Raw genomic sequence first — 16,519 nt, 5'->3', positions numbered from 1 at the left:
AAGGCTTATAATGAAAAACTGTACACATTTCCTCCTTCATCTTTCCCTTTCTCATCTGCGATCATTAATGTTTTATCATCAAAGAATACAATAGCTTCCTTCTGGGAATTATGGTTCAAAGGAATTTTTTGAATTTTAGCAGAATTAAAATCGTTAGCAGTAAATCCGGTAAGAACGTGAACATTTTTATGGGTAAGCAAGACAATTTTATCTTTTGTACTGTTGATACTGGCAGAGGTAATAGCTGCATCATTATATCCTCCATCAAGCTTTAATTTTCCTATTAGCTTAGCTTCAAAATCCCCCTCTTTGTTAGGTACCTGGAATATAAGAAAGGTTCCATCAAAACCTTTGCTTCTGTTTTTGGTGAATAAGTAAAAATTCCCGTCCATTTCAACAAAACCTTCACAGTCGTACAACAGGTTCGACTTTTTCGGAGGAAATTCTGTCTGCCCCTGATAATGAAATTTTGTAGTCTGAACAACTTTGGTAACAATTTGTTTGCTGTCTTTCAAATCTGTTTTTAAGATCGCCAGATCCTGTCGGTTATTATCATTATTACCAAAATCTCCGATATAAATATTTCCCTGAGAATCGGATATGATGTCTTCCCAGTCGGTATTTTCAGCATTTTCCACCGGTATTTTTGCCAGCATGTCACCTTTATCACTCAGACCATATATTGCATTTTTATTTCCTTTGTCTTCTATCGCCCAGATGGTTTTCTTATCTTTTGACAAAGTAATTCCGGAAACTTCCTTCAACTTTTTAGGTAAGGTAAACTGGACTTTCAGTTCATCTTCCTTAGTAGGGGAATTCTGAGCTTTTGGATTGCAGCTCAATAAAAGCAAGGCAGGTAAAATAAGGAAACGTAACATATTTATTTTTTATTTTTTTAACTGAATATAAGAAGCATTAATTGTTCCAATCGGCAACTATGAAAGTTTTTTTGCTTTTTCCCAGAGAACATCCATTTCTTCCAGTGACAGGTCCGCCAGTTTCAGATCCTGTTCTTCAGCAAGACCTTCCATCTTTTGAAATCTTGAAATAAATTTTAGATTGGTTCTTTCCAATGCAGAATCCGGATTGATTCCTGAAATTCTGGCATAGTTGATCAGAGAGAAGAAAACATCACCCAGCTCCTGTTCTTTCTTATCCAAATCTGTTTCAGCATGAAATTCCTGAATTTCCTCATCTACTTTTTTCCATGCATCTTCTGCATCATGAAATTCAAAACCGATTCCTTTTACCTTATCCTGAATTCTGTAGGCTTTTACCAAACTCGGCAGACTTTTCGGAACTCCACCCAGGATAGATTTATTTCCTTCTTTTAATTTTAATTTTTCCCAGTTCTGCTTCACCTCTTCTTCATCCTTCACTTCAGTATCTCCATAAATATGAGGATGACGGAAGATCAACTTTTCATTCAGGGAATTGATAACATCTGCAATGTCAAAACTTCCTTTTTCAGAACCTATTTTAGCATAAAAAACAAGGTGAAGCAGGACATCGCCCAGCTCTTTCTTTATTTCCTGTAAATCATTTTGCAAAATAGCATCTGAAAGTTCATACGTCTCTTCAAGGGTAAGATGACGAAGGGATTCTAACGTCTGTTTCTGATCCCATGGACATTTTTCACGCAAATCATCCATAATATCCAGTAATCTTCCGAAGGCCTCCAGTTTCTCTTGTTTCGTATTCATAAATAATGGGAAATTCAATCTTATACAAATGTAAGGGTTATTCGGGCATCATTACAAACGTTGGAAGTAAAAGTTGCGGAGTGCAGAATTTAGGATAGATTTGATATGTAAACCTAACAGGTTTTTGAAACCTCTTAGGTTTGGAATATTAGCACGCAATGATCTGCTGTTTGAAAAAACAAAAAACCTTGTCCGGAATTTCCAGACAAGGTTTTATATTTTTAATTCAGAAATGAATTATCCTTGTTTTCTGTGGGTGCTCTTTGGAGCTGATTTTGCTGCTGAAGTCGCTTTAACTTTCGGAGCAGCAGGTTTCTCTGCTTTTGGAGCTTTTTTAGCTTCTTTTTCAATGCTTACTTCTTCAGCAGGTTCTCCGTCTAAAGTTTCAGGTTCTGCTTTTACAAAGCTCTCAGGCGTAATATATCCTGCTTTTTGAAGGATGTTGTACCACTGAGCCAATTTCTTGATATCAGAAGAATATACTCTTTCTGTGTCATAGTTTGGAAGAGAAGCCAGCATAAAATCTTTCAGATCTGCATCAGAAGATTTGTGAGAGATAGTTTCCTTATAATCGTTGTTTTTAGCAATATTTTCAAATACTTCAAACAAAGGAACTTCTTTCTCAAATGTAAACATGGCGATATTGTCCAATAAACTTACCTGGCTTGAGTTTCCAATGCTTACTTTTTTCTTTGAGGTAACATCTTCAATGATGAATCCGTTTCTTAATTGAGAAACTAATTTGAAAAGTCCTGGTTTTCCAGAAATTGAAATTATTTTTTCTAACAGCATAATTTTATTTTTTGTAAATTCTGCAATCAGCACTAGCTTTTTGCTTTTTATTATTTCTTTTTAATCCTTGTTTAATTATTTTGGAAATCTCATTTTGTAACCGATGTTTACGTCACCCTGAGAGATTTTCGTCAGCTTACCTTTTACCAGTTTCTTCTTCAGAGCACTCAGGTGGTCGGTAAATAAAATCCCTTCAATGTGGTCATATTCATGCTGAATTACGCGGGCTCTAATATCGGAAAAAGTTTCTGTATGTTTCACAAAATTTTCGTCATAATATTCAATAACGATTGTTCCTTTTCTTTTCACATCTTCTCTTACATCCGGAATAGAAAGGCAGCCCTCATTGAACTTCCATTCTTCACCTGATTCTTCAAGAATCTGAGCGTTGATAAATACTTTTTTGAACTCTGCCAACTCATCTTTAATATCTTCATAATCCTCATCTTCTGCAAGAGGCGTCACATCTATTACAAACAGACGGATGTCCAAACCAATCTGTGGCGCTGCAAGACCTATGCCATTTGCGCTGTACATGGTTTCGAACATGTTATCTATCAGTTCCTGTAATTCGGGATAGTCTTTGTCTATATCTTTTCCTACTTTTCTCAAAACAGGATCCCCAAAAGCTCTTATCGGTAATATCATCTTAATCTTTGTTCTAAAAAATTCTGCAATATAATTGTTGCGCTTACTTTATCTATTAATCCTTTTTCCTGCCTCTTTTTCTTGTTTTTTCCACTTTGGGAAATAAAAAAAGAAGCCATTTTGGATGTAAATCTTTCATCGAAACGGTGAACTGCAATATCCGAAAATTCTTTTTTAAACTCTTCTATAAATTTTAAAATATCGGTTTCCACTTCCGAAACATTTCCTTTCAAATCTATGGGAAGTCCAATCACTACTTCATCTACCTTATTTTCACTGAAGTATTTTTTCAAAAATTCCATTAAAAAGCGATTCTCCACAGTCTCCAGCCCACTGGCTATAATCTGCATATCATCGGTTGCAGCGATACCACAACGAGCCTTTCCGTAGTCTATTGCAAGGATTTGTCCCATAAGTCTGCAAATTTAGTAAAATTTACTGATTTTATTCATAACGCAGTTTTTTTATATAAATCATGTTTTATTCCATTATTTTTTTTATAATTTTAATCTTCCAAAAAACAATTATATGAAGAAACTCATCCTCGTAAGACATGCGAAAAGCGACTGGCCGGAGGAAACGGAGGACTTTGACAGACCTTTGGCAGACAAAGGTTTGGAGGATGCTATGCACATGTCCAGATTCCTGAAAAGCAATAATATTTCCATTGATCATTTTGTGTCCAGCCCTGCGGTACGTGCACTGAATACCTGTAAGATTTTCAATCAGGCCTATCAACTGAACTGTGCTACTGATGAAAAATTGTATAATCCTTCTGAAAGAAGCTTTGAATCTGTAATTTATGATCTGGATGACAACCTGAATTCGGTTGCATTCTTCTCTCACAATAATGGAATTTCCAATTTTGCCAATTCTATTTCTGAGGATATTTTCCATTTTCCCACCTGCGGAGTGGCGGGTTTTGAGGTAGACTGTGATTCCTGGTCAGAGTTCGACGGTGCCAAAAAGAAACTGCTATTCTTTTATGAGCCCGGGAAAATATAACTTTACTTCTTTACTTTTTTATGTCTCAATATTGATCCTTCTTTTCTCATGTCAGAAACAGAAGAAAACCTACTATGAATCTATTGCACTGAATGATATAAAACTTTCCTCTTCTCCAAAACCCGGAAGCTGGCGGTATAATCATGAGGAACATTTCCAGACATTTGCAGATTTTCAGAAATTAAAAAAGATAAAACCTGCACCTGGAAAGAACACCATTTATCTTCAGCCCATCGGGAAGTTTGATGAACTTCAGAAAAAAGAAATAGCACTTACCCAACACTATTTAAAAATCTATTTTCAGCTGGAAACAAAGGTTCTTCCTGTTTTGCCCAATACTATTTTCCCTGAAAAAGTTAAAAGAATTTCAAAGGAAGGACATGAACAGGTTCTTGCAGGATATGTACTGGACAGTATTCTGATCAAAAGAAAACCTAAAGATGCTATTGTATTAATGGGTATTACGGAGAAAGACCTTTTTCCATTACCGGAATGGAATTACGTATTCGGACTGGCTTCATATGAGGATGGTGTAGGAGTAACCTCTATATACCGATTTGCAGACGGACAATTAACAGATTCTAATTTTAATAAAAGTCTTTTAAGATTAATAAAAATCAGTTCGCACGAGATCGGGCATATGTTTGGAATCAGCCATTGCCTGAATGCCAATTGTGTGATGAACGGAACCAATTCATTAACGGAAACGGATTATCATCTTGCCAGAGCATGCTCACTCTGCCAGAGAAAACTCAATTCAAGTATCCATTATGACAACAAAAAAAGACTTCTTGAGTTAAAAAATTTCTTTGAAAAGCAACATCTTAATACAGAAATTACGTTAGCAAATCAGGATCTGAATCTTGTACAATAAACCAACATTCCTATTACCGACTGCCTATTCCCCTCCACCGGAGGGGTGGCGAAAATTCAAAGAATTTTTGACGGGGTGGTCCTTCCGCTAAAGCCATTATCGTTGTAAACATGAAAAACGGGCTTCCTTCTTGAACTGGTGTTCGTAACCTTTCAGCTTATGCTCAGGATGATAGCCCTTTCCTATTGAATCATTTCAGTTCTCATTTTCAATAATCATTAAAATGAGTGCTATCTGTGAATAAATTAGTTGCATTCGTGGTTAACAAACAAAAAAAGAACGGACCCAGGCCCGTTCTCTATAGAATATTTTATTATCTCTATTTTATTTCTTCTTCAAATCCAGATCATCAAAATCAAAACTGAAATCTGTTACATCAGAAATCGCCTTCAATTTTGCAGATTCTGCTTTTCCGTTTTCATCATAGCTGAAAATAATATAGGCATCCGCATCATAGCTTCTGTCGTCCCATTTGATAATGAAAGAATTATTGGAATAAGGAAGCAGCTCTCCTTTTAATCTTGGAGAGTTTTTGCACGAAATTCTGTAGGTATTTCCCTGTTGTGTAATTTCTACATCACCAAACCATACATCATTGTAAGTTCCTGTAAACTGTTCTGCTTTTGGCTGTAGAGATTTTTCTTTTTTGAAGGCTTCAGATTTTGCAAAAGCATCTTTCTTTTGTTTGCTGAATTCGGCTTCCATTTTAGACATTCTTTCACTATAGGTTTTCAGCCAGTTTCTGTCTGCTACCCCAAGATAAGAATCTTTCACGGTATTGGTAATTGTGTTGAAAGCGGCTCCCGACTGCTGATTTGTTAATACTACAATTCCCAGTTTCATATCCGGAATTAATGTAAACTGTGTTACCGTTCCGATCAATCCACCGGTATGTTGTACCTGTTTATGTCCTTTCACATCACTCAGAAACCATCCTAAACCGTATCCATAGAAACTTGTATCATAAGGATTTTTCGCAGCCACCCTATCCGGAATCTGAAGGCTCCAAAGTTGTTGAACATTCTTATCCGAAACCAGTTTTTTACCATCTTTTGTGGTGAAATTATTTAGGAGACATTCCGCCCACGTGGTCATGTCTTTAATGTTACTCATAATTCCGCCTGCAGCATTGCCCGTTTCGTTCCAGTCGTGGGGAACAGCAATTGCTTTTCCGTCTACCGGAGCATGTGCATCAATTTTATTGGCAACAGCCTTTGCTCTGCTGTAGCTTCCGAAACTTGAAGTCATTCCTACAGGTTTCATAATTCGCTGTTCAATAAATTCCGCCCAGCTTAATCCGGAAATTTTGTGGATAACTTCTCCGGCTACAATAAACATGATATTGTTATAATCCAGTTTTGTTCTGAAAGGATTTTCCGGTTTCAGATACCTCACATTATGCACAATATCATTAACGGTTAAATTTCCTCCTTCCGGAAAAAACATAAGATCTCCCTGTCCAAGTCCTAATCCGGCTCTGTGGGTAACAAGATCCTTGATCGTTACATTTTGAGAAACATAAGGATCATACATTTGAAACTCAGGAATATATTTTGAAACTTTATCATCCCAGTTCAGTTTTCCTTCATCTGCTAAGATGGCTAATGCTGTACAGGTAAAGCCTTTTGAGTTGGAAGCAATCCCTACCAGCGTATTGTCATCCATTGGCTGCTTTGTTGTAAGAGAACGTACCCCAAACCCTTTGGAATAGATCATTTTGCCATCTTTCACAATGCCTACCGACATTCCCGGTACATCAAAGGTTTTCAGGGTATTTTGGATCAGTTCGTCCAGTTTTTTTTCTTCAACCTGCGCATTGGCTAATCCTACGGTTAAAAGAAAAATGAAAAAAGAAAGTTTCTGTTTCATTGTTTATTTTAATTTTCCCAAATTTACTAAATATTAAGAGATGCTAATTTTAGCGTTGTTAAAACTTTACAATAAATCAGTTGTATTCATGAAAAAGCCTATTTGTATCTGTATTTTCTCTCTTTTCACAGTCAGCGGTATCAAAGCCCAGGACAGAACTGCCAATCCTTTGCTTTTGCAAACCTGGAATCTCAGTAAAATGGATACTTATATTTATACTTATGAAAAACAGGATGGTTTTGAATCGAGAAGAGAAGGAATCAGATTTCAGAAAAACGGAAAAATTACAGGAAATCTGATTAAATCAACCTTAAGATATGATACGCTGGAAGAGCCTGTTACCAAAAAAAATGAAAAGCCGGACCGTTACATCGGAAGCTGGAAAAAAGCTTCAGACTCTACAGTAACGTTAGTTTTTCCTTCTAATACTAATATGACCGGCACTTTTGTTATTTCAAAGCTTACGGAGAATCAACTGAAACTGAAAAAGGTTTTCAGTGCGGATATAGAAAAGAAACTGGATTCCATCAGGAAAACAAGAAATATTACCGATTAGGATCTCCTATAAATTGATAAAAGCTTCTTTATATTTGCACTCTTAAAAATGGCAGTACATGACAAAAATTCTTCTTCTTTCCGATTCCCATTCTTATATTGATGACCGTATCCTGGAATATGCTTCTCAGGCTGACGAAGTATGGCATTGCGGAGATTTCGGAAGTCTGGATGTCATTGAACAGCTGGAAAAAATAAAACCTCTGAAGGGCGTTTACGGAAACATTGATAATACCAAAATCCAGGCTGAATTTCCAGAGGTAAACCGTTTCTTTTGTGAAAAGCTGGAAGTTCTGATGATTCACATCGGAGGGTATCCGGGAAAATATACACCACTTACTAAAAAAGAAATGGCAGAAAAGGCTCCGAAATTATTTATTTCCGGTCATTCTCATATTTTGAAAGCGATGTATGATGAGAAAAACAATCTCCTCCATCTGAATCCCGGAGCCTGTGGTAAACAGGGCTGGCATAAAGTGAGAACAATGATGCGCTTTGTGGTGGATGGTGAAGAAATCAGAGATCTTGAAGTAATTGAACTGGGACCGAGAGTGTGACAGGCGAAAGGGTTTGAGGGTTTGAGGGTTTAAAGGTAAAGGAGTTTGTGTTCATCCATTTTACTTTCTACCTTTGCACAAATATTGGTTCATACAAACCTTTAAAAATTATGAAGATCGGCGATAAGGTTTCGGTAGTAGATGAGGATTTAAGCGGGGTAATTACTTCCGTGAAGGGAAATATTGTTGTTTTTAAAGATGAATATGGATTTACCCATCAATATCCCAAAGAAAAACTGGTTCCTAAAGATGCTGATCTCTATGAAAATATCAGAGTTGTAAGAAAAGCAGAACCTAAAAAAATCATTTCCAAGAAACATCAGAAAAATCATTTGGTTTTAGACCTGCATTTTCATAATTTGGTAAAGAATCCCAATGACTATGACAGCTTTGAAAGATTGTTTATACAAAAGGAAAAACTGATTGAAGTGATTGAGTTTTGCAGAAAAAACAACCTGAAGAGACTGGAAATTGTTCACGGTATTGGTGACGGTACTTTACAGAGGATGGTTCGGGACGTATTGGAAAGCCAGGTCAATATTGATTTTTATAATAAGGAAATACTTCACCATCAATCGGGTGCGGTAATGGTAGAATTTCACTAAATTTGCAGGAATTGAAATATGAACGTACTTAATTTACTTTTTACCAAAGACGGATTGATCTGCCAGATTGTTAAAAACAAAAACATTCTGGAGGAAAAGTCTTATTTCGTTACTGAAGAGACACCAGCCAATCTTATTGACCAAAAGCTGGACGAAGTTCTTATTAAGCAGCGCTACGACGAGATCCATGTGATTTCAGCATTGAATCATTTTACCCTGATGCCGGAAGGTTTTTCTGAGCATGAAGCAGGATTTGATCTGATTGCTTTCAACGCTCCGACTGACAGAGAAAAAGAAGAGCTGATGCTTTCGATCAACAAAAAATTCAATATTCAGTTTTATTATACTTTCCCGAAAAACTATTATAAGAAAATAAAAGAGCTGGCCTTACCGGTTCATTTTAACTTCTCCGGGGAAAAGTTTCTAAGTTCGATCAATAATAAAACCAGTAAGGAAATTCATATTAATCTGTACCATAACCAGTGTGAATTTTTTGCGATCGATAATAAGAAAATCATTCTTTATAATAACCTGGATGTCAACTCAGAAGTTGATTTTCTTTACTTTATTATGTTTACATTAAGCAAGATAGGTTTCGGAATCAATGAAACCAGCTTTTATGCTTACGGAGAAACTACGGAAAATGAAACGTTTATTTCCGAACTTCAGAAATTTGTTAAAAACCTGAAAATTGTTTTTGACAATATTCCCAACAAAAATTTTATACTTAATTAGGTTACAGGCTGCAGGTAACAGCAATTAAAACACATTCACCTGCCTCCTATAATCTACTACCTAAACCCTAACAACAATATGTTCAGAATCATATCAGGCAAATGGAAAGCCAAGAAAATTGCCGCTCCTAAAAACTTTGAAGTAAGGCCTACTACCGATTTTGCGAAAGAGGCTTTATTCAGTATTCTGGAAAACAAATACGATATGCAGTCGATTTCCGTGCTTGATCTTTTTGCAGGAATTGGCTCTATTACCCTGGAATTTGCTTCCAGAGGATGCCAGAATATAACTTCCGTGGAAATGAACCCAAAGCATACGGCATTTATCAACAGTACGGCTTCTGAGCTTGATATGGCGCTTCAGATTAATGTACAAAGAGGAGATGTCTTCGATTGGCTTAAGAAATTCAGAAATAAAAAATCATTTGAGATTGTTTTTTCTGATGCTCCTTTCGAAATGGAAGAGAAAAAGTATCAAGAACTGATTTCTTTAGTTTTAAACAATAAATATCTGAAAGAAAACGGAGTTCTTATTGTAGAACACCAAAGCCGTATGAAATTTGATCACCCGAATTTAACAGATACCCGAAAATACGGAAACGTAAGTTTCAGTTTTTTTGAACCCAATAAAGAAGATAATCAGGAACTTTAATTCCTGATTATTTTTTTAGAGATGACCGGGGCTTCTTCGCCCCATTTTGTTATCGCTTCCAGAACAGGCAATAAAGTTCTTCCAAAGTCTGTTAATTCATATTCCACCACTAAAGGAGGTTTTTCTGTAAAAACTTTTCTGTCAACAATTCCGTCTTCCTCCAATTGCTTTAGCTGCAAACTCAATGTTCTTTCCGTAATAGTAGGAATGGATTTTCTTATTTCATTATAACGCTTCGCTCCTCCAATAAGGTGGTGTAAAATTACTGCTTTCCATTTCCCTCCGATAAATTTCATCGTAACGCTGGTACAGCAGGGATAGGATTTATTATCTATTGTATACATTTTTATACTATCATTTTTTACCGTTATTGCAAAGTTAGGAAACTTAAATTAATTTTGTAACTATAAAAATGATAGTATAAAATTATGAACTTTTTAGACCAAATGAAAAACAGGTATACTGTAAAAAAGTATAATCCACAGGGAAAAATCAGTGAAGAACAAATTGCAATGCTTCAGGAGATTTTAAACTTAAGTCCTTCCTCCATTAACAGCCAGCCATGGAATTTTATTTTCGTTAATGATCCGCAACTGAAAAAGGAATTGAGTGACAAGTCTTATTTTAATAAACAAAAAGTACTGGATAGTAGTCATGTAATTGTTTTTCAAGTGATCAGAAATATAGAAAACTTTGAAAAGCAAATTGAAGAAAACCTTCCTGAAGGTTCTGTTAATTATTACCGAACGATGGTAAAACCTAAGGGAGAAGAAGCAATAAAATCATGGCTTGGTCATCAGGTATATTTATCATTAGGAGTTCTTTTGTCTGCATGCGCAGCAATGGGAATAGATTCTACTCCAATGGAAGGAATTGAACCGGAGGGTTATGATGCTGTTCTGAATAATGAAAAATATGAAACCTTATTTGCCGTAGCCATCGGACAGAGAGATGAAGCAGATGCTAATCAGCCGAAATTCAATCCGAAGAAAAGGCTGAATGCTGAAAAAGTAATTATAGAGGCGTAACATAAACACAAATTTCACAATCTCTTTCACAAAGGCCTAATAAAAAAGTCTGCTTCAATATGAGGCAGACTTTTTATTTATAATACTTTCAATTCTAAGTCAATGGATTTTCCGAAGAACTTCTTTGAAATTTTCTCAAAATTCTTGGTAATATCCGAAAGATAGAAATGATAATTAGGCTTTGAGTTATGATCATGTAAAAGATTATACTTATCAAGAATGATCTTCAGATGATTGGCTACAATATTCGGAGAGTCAATAACACGGACTCTGTTTCCATAATACTGTTTAATCTCATCAATTAAAAGAGGATAATGCGTACAGCCAAGAATCAGAGTTTCAATATTTTTTAATTTATTATTACTTAAATAATTATAAATAATAGCATGGGTGATGGGATGGTTTTTAAACCCTTCTTCAATAGCAGGAACCAATAATGGTGTTGCCAGTTCGTCTACTTTGATCCATTTATTATGCTTTCGGATACTCTTTTTGTAGAGCCCTGAATTTACGGTTGCTTTGGTAGCAATTACGCCTACATTATTATGGATTTCATATGATACTTTTTCGGCCACAGGATTAATAACGTCTATGACAGGAACTCTTCCTGCAACGGACTGCATCACTTCATTCAAAGCATTTGCCGTTGCCGTATTACAGGCAATTACAATCGCTTTACAGTTCTGCTCAAGCAGGAAATTGGTGATCTTTGTAGAATATTCAATAATCGCATCTTTGGATTTTTCTCCATAAGGAAGGTGCTTTGTATCTCCAAAATAGATCAGATCTTCGTTAGGAAGAAGTCTCTTGATTTCTTTGGCAACGGTAAGACCTCCTACTCCGCTGTCGAAAATTCCGATAGGCTGGTTGGGTGAAAGATGTGAATAATCTTGTTTTTTTGTTTTCAAATGAGTTGAAATTTTATACAAAAATAGTGAATTTTATGGCATGCTGTATACATACAAACATTATACAATAAACAAATCCGAAGCAATTCCGTCTGCCATAAACCAATGTTTTTCAGGAATTTTTAAATGTTCATTCTCAATGATTAAAATACCTTCCTCCATTTTAGCTTTGATTTCTCTATGAAAATGTTCTAACAATCTCTCTGAAAATTTATTTTTTAAACTTTCCAGATCTACACCCCAGATGGTTCGTAAGCCTATCATAATCATTTCATTAAACTGATCTTCCTGGGAAAGAATTTCTTCTTCTTTGGCAAGAAGTTTATCATTCAGTTTTTTGATGTACTGCTGATTATTGGCGACATTCCAGCTTCGGACATCAAATCCGTTATAGGAATGTGCTGACGGTCCTATTCCAAGATATTCATTGTATTTCCAGTAAGCAGAATTGTGGCGTGAGTAAAAGCCAGGTTTGGCAAAATTGGAAACTTCATAATGTTCAAAACCATGATCTTTTAAAAAGTCGGATAGATAATAGAATTCCCTGTTTTGCTCTTCTTCCCGGGGACTTTTTATTTTCCCTTTGGAGATCCAGTTTTCTAAAGCTGTTTTAGGCTCAACAGTTAATGCATAAGATGAAATATGAGGAACTTCTAAAGCAATTGTCTTATTCAGGTTTTCTTTCCAGATTTCAAGATTGGATGTGGGTGAACCATAGATCAGATCAATACTCAGATTTTCAAAGCCGGAATCCTGTGCCCGCTTGATGGAACTTTCTGCTTCAGAAGCACTGTGAGCTCTGTTCATCAGTTTCAGATCTTCTTCAAAAAAGCTTTGTGTGCCAATGGACAATCTGTTTACAGGTGTTCCGGCAAGCTGTTTTAAAAAGGTTTTATCCAGATCATCGGGATTAGCTTCCAGAGTAACTTCTATATCTTTTTCAAAACTGAAGTACTTCAGAACATCATCTATTAAAGAACTGATCTCATCCACAGAAAGAATAGAAGGAGTTCCTCCTCCGAAATACAGGGATTTCAGGTTTTTGTTCTGCAATTCATCTTTTCTCAGCAGTATTTCAGTTTTCATGGCACGAAGCATTTCATCCTTGAAATTCAGGGATGTTGAAAAATGAAAGTTACAATAGCTGCATTTTTGTTTACAGAACGGAATGTGAATATATATCATAAAAAAAGCTCTGAAAAATTTCAGAGCTCAAATTTATTTAAATTAAATTAATTAGTATCTAAATCCTCTAGCATTAATAAAGTTGTCGAAGTTATATCCAAGACCGATCATGAAGCTGTTTCCTCCATAGCTCTGGATATCAGATAATCCAAGGTTATAAGTAGCTCCGATCATGAATTTGTTGAATCTTACCTTTACAATTGGAGAGATACTCAGGTCCTGATTGTCAAATCTGTTCTGAACCGTTCTGTAGCTTACCCCAAAAGAGAATGCGTTGATATCGTTAGAGAATGTCGCCATCAGGTTCCAGTCGATCATTCTTGTTGAATTTGTGTTAAGGTTGATCAATGCTGACGGTGCAATGGTAATATTATCAGCAATGTTCCAGTTGTATCCTAAATTTAAGAAGAATTTAATTGGAGAAGGCTCGTAGTTGTTTACGATAGAGGCATCATTACTTAATGCGATATCATTTACGGAAACACCCCCGAATAATCCTCTGTAGGTAGCGGCCAAACCGAAGTTGGCATACACCATGAAGATGTTACTTTCTTCACCTCTCAATAATGGGTCTCCTCCTTCTTCAGTATTGATTTTTGAATAATCAAAATTCATGTTATAGAAGTTAACACTTGTACCGAAAGAGAACTGGTCTTTTCTGTCTCCTTCACTACTTAGCGGAATAAAATATGAAGCACCAGCCGTGATACCACCCGCAGAGATCGGTCCGTTACTGTCTCTGAACACGGAAATACCAGCACCTACTCTATCAAAGATATTCGCATTGATCCCGATTGACTGCACATTCGGAGAATTACTGAATTTTGAAAATTGTTGTTGATAATTGGCGTTGAGCTGTACGTAATCTGTTTTTCCGTATTGAGCTGGGTTGAACAGGAACTCACCATCCAAAAGATATTGCTGATAGTATGGTAGTGATTCTTGTGCTTTGTATGCATTTGACAAAAGAGCTAAACATACGATAGCATATAGTTTTCTCATAACAAATCTTGATTTCAATTCAACAAATATAAAAAAAATCTCAATATATTTTTAGTTTTCCAAATAATTTCTCCATTTTTTTACAGCATCCGCCATATCTTTGGGCATTGGGCTCTCAAAATACAATTCCTTCTTTGTTGTTGGGTGTATAAATCCAAGGGTATGGGCATGAAGGGCATGTCTTGGCAAAATTTCAAAAACATTTTTAATAAATTGCTTGTATTTGGGAAGATTTACCCCTCTCAAAGGTGTATGTCCCTCATATCTTTCATCATTAAACAAAGTATGGCCAATATGTCTGAAATGCGCTCTGATCTGATGGGTTCTCCCCGTTTCCAGCTTACATTCTACCCAAGTCATATATTTGAATCTCTCAAGGACTTTATAATGGGTCACAGCGTGTTTCCCCTGGCTGCCGTCTTCATAAACGGACATCTGCATTCTGTTTTTAGGATGTCTTCCGATGTGGCCTCTGATGGTCCCCTCATCATCCTGCATATTTCCCCACACAAAAGCCCAGTACAGTCTCTTTGTAGTTCTGTTAAAGAACTGTTTGGCAAGGAAGCTCAATGCATATTCATTCTTGGCAATCACCAACAGTCCTGATGTATCTTTATCAATCCTGTGTACAAGCCCTACTCTGTCAAGATCGGATTTCTCTCCGTTCTTTTCAAAATGGAAAGCAAGCGCATTCACCAATGTTCCGTCCCAGTTTCCGAATCCGGGGTGTACTACCATTCCTGCTTCTTTATCTACTACTACAAGATCATCATCTTCATAAACAATATTCACCGGAATATCCTGTGGAATAATGACATTTTCTCTTGGAGGGTGCGTAAGCAAAACTGAAATCTGATCTCCCGGTTTCACACGGTAATTCTGTTTCACCGCAGTTCCGTTCACGATAACATTTCCGGCTCTGCAGGTCTGTGAAATTTTATTCCTTGAAGAATTCTGTCTGTATATTAAAAGGAACTTATCAATTCTTAATGGTTCCTGTTTACTGTCAACAGTGATATTAAGATGTTCATATAAACCTTTATTTTCCTCATCAATATCGATGTTTTCGATACTGTTGGAATCTAATAATTCTTCATCTAAAAAATCTTCGTTATCTTCTGACATTGTTTTATATTTTTTACACAAAAGGCCTCAACATTTTGCAGTTGAAGCCTGTATTTTTGATATTAATCTGATTTTATTCTACGACAACCTTCTTAGCTTTTGGCTTTTGAGCAGGCTGTTGTGTTGTTGTTGCAGCCGGCTTGGCTGTACTTCCTGCTGCAGAGGTAGTGGTGGAAGTTTTAGGCTTCTCTGTACTTTGGGCTGCAGGTTTAGAAGTGGTAGTCTGAGGTTTTGGAGTCTCAGTTTTCGGTACTTCAGGTTTTGGAGTTTCTCTTCTAGGAGCTGGTACTACCGGAGCTTCATAATTTGGCTCACTATGTACTTCTTCATATCGTACCGGAGGAAGTGAAGTATCTACTTTCATACGATAGATAGAATTCAGCTGCTCTACTTTAGCTCTTAATTCGGCAGGAGTCCTCTTACTTGCCCAAAGATCGATCTGCATTCCCTGATCACGAACATCACCGGAAGCAGGATCCTGATAATAGATAATATCAGACTCATCTTTACCTCCATCTTCATGCTCTACCAATCCTACTTCAAACATACTTTTGGTAATGACAGCTCTTGCTTCTTTTACTGTAAGTCCTACAACATTAGGAATCGAGATATTTCTCATCGGCCCGGATCCTACTACCACATCAATAGTAGAGAATCTTGGTAAACGGGTACCCGGATTTACCGCATTTCCTTTATATAATATTCTTAAAAGAGCATCTTTCTGAATACTAGGCTCATAAATCGTATCTCCGATTTTAAGGCCTACCTGATCCAATCTCTGGAATGCCAGTCCTGAATATTTATTGATCACATTCGGCACCGCAATAGGAGCCCATGTTCTCGGATTTACTTTTAGCGTTACCGTTCTTCCGTCTTTTACACGGGAACCTGGCGCAGGATATACCTGCAATACCTGGAATGGTCTGTATTTAGGATCATAATTGGCACTGTCTACTTCATATTCCAGCCCCGTATCATCTAATATTTTAACGGCATCATGCACCGATTTATTTACAACATTGGGAACAGGAATTTCCTGACCGTGATTAGTATGGTACTCCAACCAGCGAAATGTAAGCCATACAAGCCCCACGAAAACACCGATGGCTACTACTAAATTCAGTAAAACTTTCCAATTGAAAAGTGATTTAAGCATACTTAAAAATACTTTAATTATAACCGCAAATATAGCTAATAATTTTAGAATGGACTTTTTATTTAACACAATTCATTTTTGATTTTAAAATTTGCCGATTTCCCATATTGCATTGCATAAA

At 36.3% G+C, this 16,519-nt stretch carries 20 protein-coding genes; 8 read left to right on the top strand and 12 right to left on the bottom strand.

The window, feature by feature from the left end; genetic code table 11:
- Nucleotides 1–5: 5 nt before the first annotated feature.
- The 5 genes from AC59HC_RS02140 to ruvX all read right to left on the bottom strand — a co-directional run bounded on the left by AC59HC_RS02140 (nucleotide 6) and on the right by ruvX (nucleotide 3,556).
- Nucleotides 6–878, bottom strand: coding sequence for an SdiA-regulated domain-containing protein (locus AC59HC_RS02140; RefSeq protein ID WP_343643544.1), 873 nt, complete (start codon nucleotides 876–878; stop codon nucleotides 6–8).
- Between the two features lie 57 nt (nucleotides 879–935).
- Nucleotides 936–1,703 (bottom strand): nucleoside triphosphate pyrophosphohydrolase, encoded by a 768-nt coding sequence (gene mazG, locus AC59HC_RS02135; protein WP_343643542.1) that lies wholly within the window; start codon nucleotides 1,701–1,703, stop codon nucleotides 936–938.
- Between the two features lie 237 nt (nucleotides 1,704–1,940).
- Nucleotides 1,941–2,495 carry a DUF5606 family protein gene (locus AC59HC_RS02130; RefSeq protein WP_202843709.1) on the bottom strand — a complete coding sequence of 185 codons (555 nt, stop codon included), beginning with the start codon at nucleotides 2,493–2,495 and terminating at the stop codon, nucleotides 1,941–1,943.
- 75 nt (nucleotides 2,496–2,570) lie between these two features.
- Nucleotides 2,571–3,143: a peptide deformylase gene (gene def, locus AC59HC_RS02125; RefSeq protein ID WP_110009647.1), complete on the bottom strand. Its 573-nt coding sequence runs from the start codon at nucleotides 3,141–3,143 to the stop codon at nucleotides 2,571–2,573.
- A complete protein-coding gene (gene ruvX, locus AC59HC_RS02120) occupies nucleotides 3,140–3,556 on the bottom strand; it encodes a Holliday junction resolvase RuvX (RefSeq protein WP_202843711.1) in 417 nt (138 codons plus the stop codon). Before ruvX ends, def begins: the two co-directional genes overlap by 4 nt.
- A gap of 115 nt (nucleotides 3,557–3,671) precedes the next feature.
- On the opposite strand from ruvX, the gene AC59HC_RS02115 reads away from it, so the two are divergent.
- Together AC59HC_RS02115 and AC59HC_RS02110 are read left to right on the top strand one after the other, a co-directional pair.
- Entirely contained in the window at nucleotides 3,672–4,148 is a 477-nt protein-coding gene (locus AC59HC_RS02115; protein ID WP_110009649.1) for a SixA phosphatase family protein, read from the top strand.
- Entirely contained in the window at nucleotides 4,129–5,022 is an 894-nt protein-coding gene (locus AC59HC_RS02110; RefSeq protein WP_496557924.1) for a Zn-dependent protease, read from the top strand. Before AC59HC_RS02115 ends, AC59HC_RS02110 begins: the two co-directional genes overlap by 20 nt.
- A 324-nt stretch (nucleotides 5,023–5,346) precedes the next feature.
- On the opposite strand, the gene AC59HC_RS02105 is transcribed toward AC59HC_RS02110, so the two are convergent.
- On the bottom strand, nucleotides 5,347–6,891 hold the full coding sequence (locus AC59HC_RS02105) for a serine hydrolase (protein WP_496557923.1): 1,545 nt from the start codon (nucleotides 6,889–6,891) through the stop codon (nucleotides 5,347–5,349).
- 88 nt (nucleotides 6,892–6,979) lie between these two features.
- Between AC59HC_RS02105 and AC59HC_RS02100 the strand changes: the two genes are divergently transcribed.
- The 5 genes from AC59HC_RS02100 (at nucleotide 6,980) to AC59HC_RS02080 (ending at nucleotide 9,994) form a co-directional block, all read left to right on the top strand.
- Nucleotides 6,980–7,447 (top strand): hypothetical protein, encoded by a 468-nt coding sequence (locus AC59HC_RS02100; protein ID WP_496557922.1) that lies wholly within the window; start codon nucleotides 6,980–6,982, stop codon nucleotides 7,445–7,447.
- 58 nt (nucleotides 7,448–7,505) lie between these two features.
- Nucleotides 7,506–8,003 (top strand): metallophosphoesterase family protein, encoded by a 498-nt coding sequence (locus AC59HC_RS02095; RefSeq protein WP_429816655.1) that lies wholly within the window; start codon nucleotides 7,506–7,508, stop codon nucleotides 8,001–8,003.
- A gap of 110 nt (nucleotides 8,004–8,113) precedes the next feature.
- Entirely contained in the window at nucleotides 8,114–8,608 is a 495-nt protein-coding gene (locus AC59HC_RS02090; RefSeq protein ID WP_114820933.1) for a DUF8465 domain-containing protein, read from the top strand.
- A gap of 18 nt (nucleotides 8,609–8,626) precedes the next feature.
- Nucleotides 8,627–9,343: a DUF3822 family protein gene (locus AC59HC_RS02085; RefSeq protein ID WP_110011729.1), complete on the top strand. Its 717-nt coding sequence runs from the start codon at nucleotides 8,627–8,629 to the stop codon at nucleotides 9,341–9,343.
- A 78-nt stretch (nucleotides 9,344–9,421) separates the two neighbouring features.
- Nucleotides 9,422–9,994, top strand: a complete 573-nt coding sequence (locus tag AC59HC_RS02080) for an RsmD family RNA methyltransferase (RefSeq protein ID WP_496557921.1) — start codon at nucleotides 9,422–9,424, stop codon at nucleotides 9,992–9,994.
- On the opposite strand, the gene AC59HC_RS02075 is transcribed toward AC59HC_RS02080, so the two are convergent.
- The gene (locus tag AC59HC_RS02075) at nucleotides 9,991–10,338 is read right to left on the bottom strand and encodes a winged helix-turn-helix transcriptional regulator (protein ID WP_496557920.1); all 348 of its coding nucleotides are present in this window, start codon (nucleotides 10,336–10,338) and stop codon (nucleotides 9,991–9,993) included. The genes AC59HC_RS02080 and AC59HC_RS02075 overlap by 4 nt on opposite strands.
- An 84-nt stretch (nucleotides 10,339–10,422) precedes the next feature.
- Between AC59HC_RS02075 and AC59HC_RS02070 the strand changes: the two genes are divergently transcribed.
- Nucleotides 10,423–11,022: a nitroreductase family protein gene (locus AC59HC_RS02070; RefSeq protein ID WP_496557919.1), complete on the top strand. Its 600-nt coding sequence runs from the start codon at nucleotides 10,423–10,425 to the stop codon at nucleotides 11,020–11,022.
- A 77-nt stretch (nucleotides 11,023–11,099) separates the two neighbouring features.
- Here AC59HC_RS02070 and murI read toward each other — a convergent pair whose 3' ends face one another.
- The 5 genes from murI to AC59HC_RS02045 form a co-directional block, all read right to left on the bottom strand.
- The gene (gene murI, locus AC59HC_RS02065; RefSeq protein ID WP_137905466.1) at nucleotides 11,100–11,930 is read right to left on the bottom strand and encodes a glutamate racemase; all 831 of its coding nucleotides are present in this window, start codon (nucleotides 11,928–11,930) and stop codon (nucleotides 11,100–11,102) included.
- A 60-nt stretch (nucleotides 11,931–11,990) separates the two neighbouring features.
- On the bottom strand, nucleotides 11,991–13,115 hold the full coding sequence (gene hemW / locus AC59HC_RS02060; protein WP_202843729.1) for a radical SAM family heme chaperone HemW: 1,125 nt from the start codon (nucleotides 13,113–13,115) through the stop codon (nucleotides 11,991–11,993).
- Between the two features lie 51 nt (nucleotides 13,116–13,166).
- Nucleotides 13,167–14,117 carry a PorP/SprF family type IX secretion system membrane protein gene (locus tag AC59HC_RS02055; RefSeq protein ID WP_110011724.1) on the bottom strand — a complete coding sequence of 317 codons (951 nt, stop codon included), beginning with the start codon at nucleotides 14,115–14,117 and terminating at the stop codon, nucleotides 13,167–13,169.
- Between the two features lie 51 nt (nucleotides 14,118–14,168).
- On the bottom strand, nucleotides 14,169–15,242 hold the full coding sequence (locus AC59HC_RS02050) for an RluA family pseudouridine synthase (RefSeq protein WP_171006329.1): 1,074 nt from the start codon (nucleotides 15,240–15,242) through the stop codon (nucleotides 14,169–14,171).
- 73 nt (nucleotides 15,243–15,315) lie between these two features.
- Nucleotides 15,316–16,398, bottom strand: a complete 1,083-nt coding sequence (locus AC59HC_RS02045; protein WP_202843731.1) for a PASTA domain-containing protein — start codon at nucleotides 16,396–16,398, stop codon at nucleotides 15,316–15,318.
- Nucleotides 16,399–16,519 lie beyond the last annotated feature (121 nt).

This window comes from Chryseobacterium sp. DZ-32 (assembly GCF_059587025.1).
Note: the sequence above shows the minus strand (reverse complement) of the source record. Positions and strands in the feature narration are given on the sequence as shown.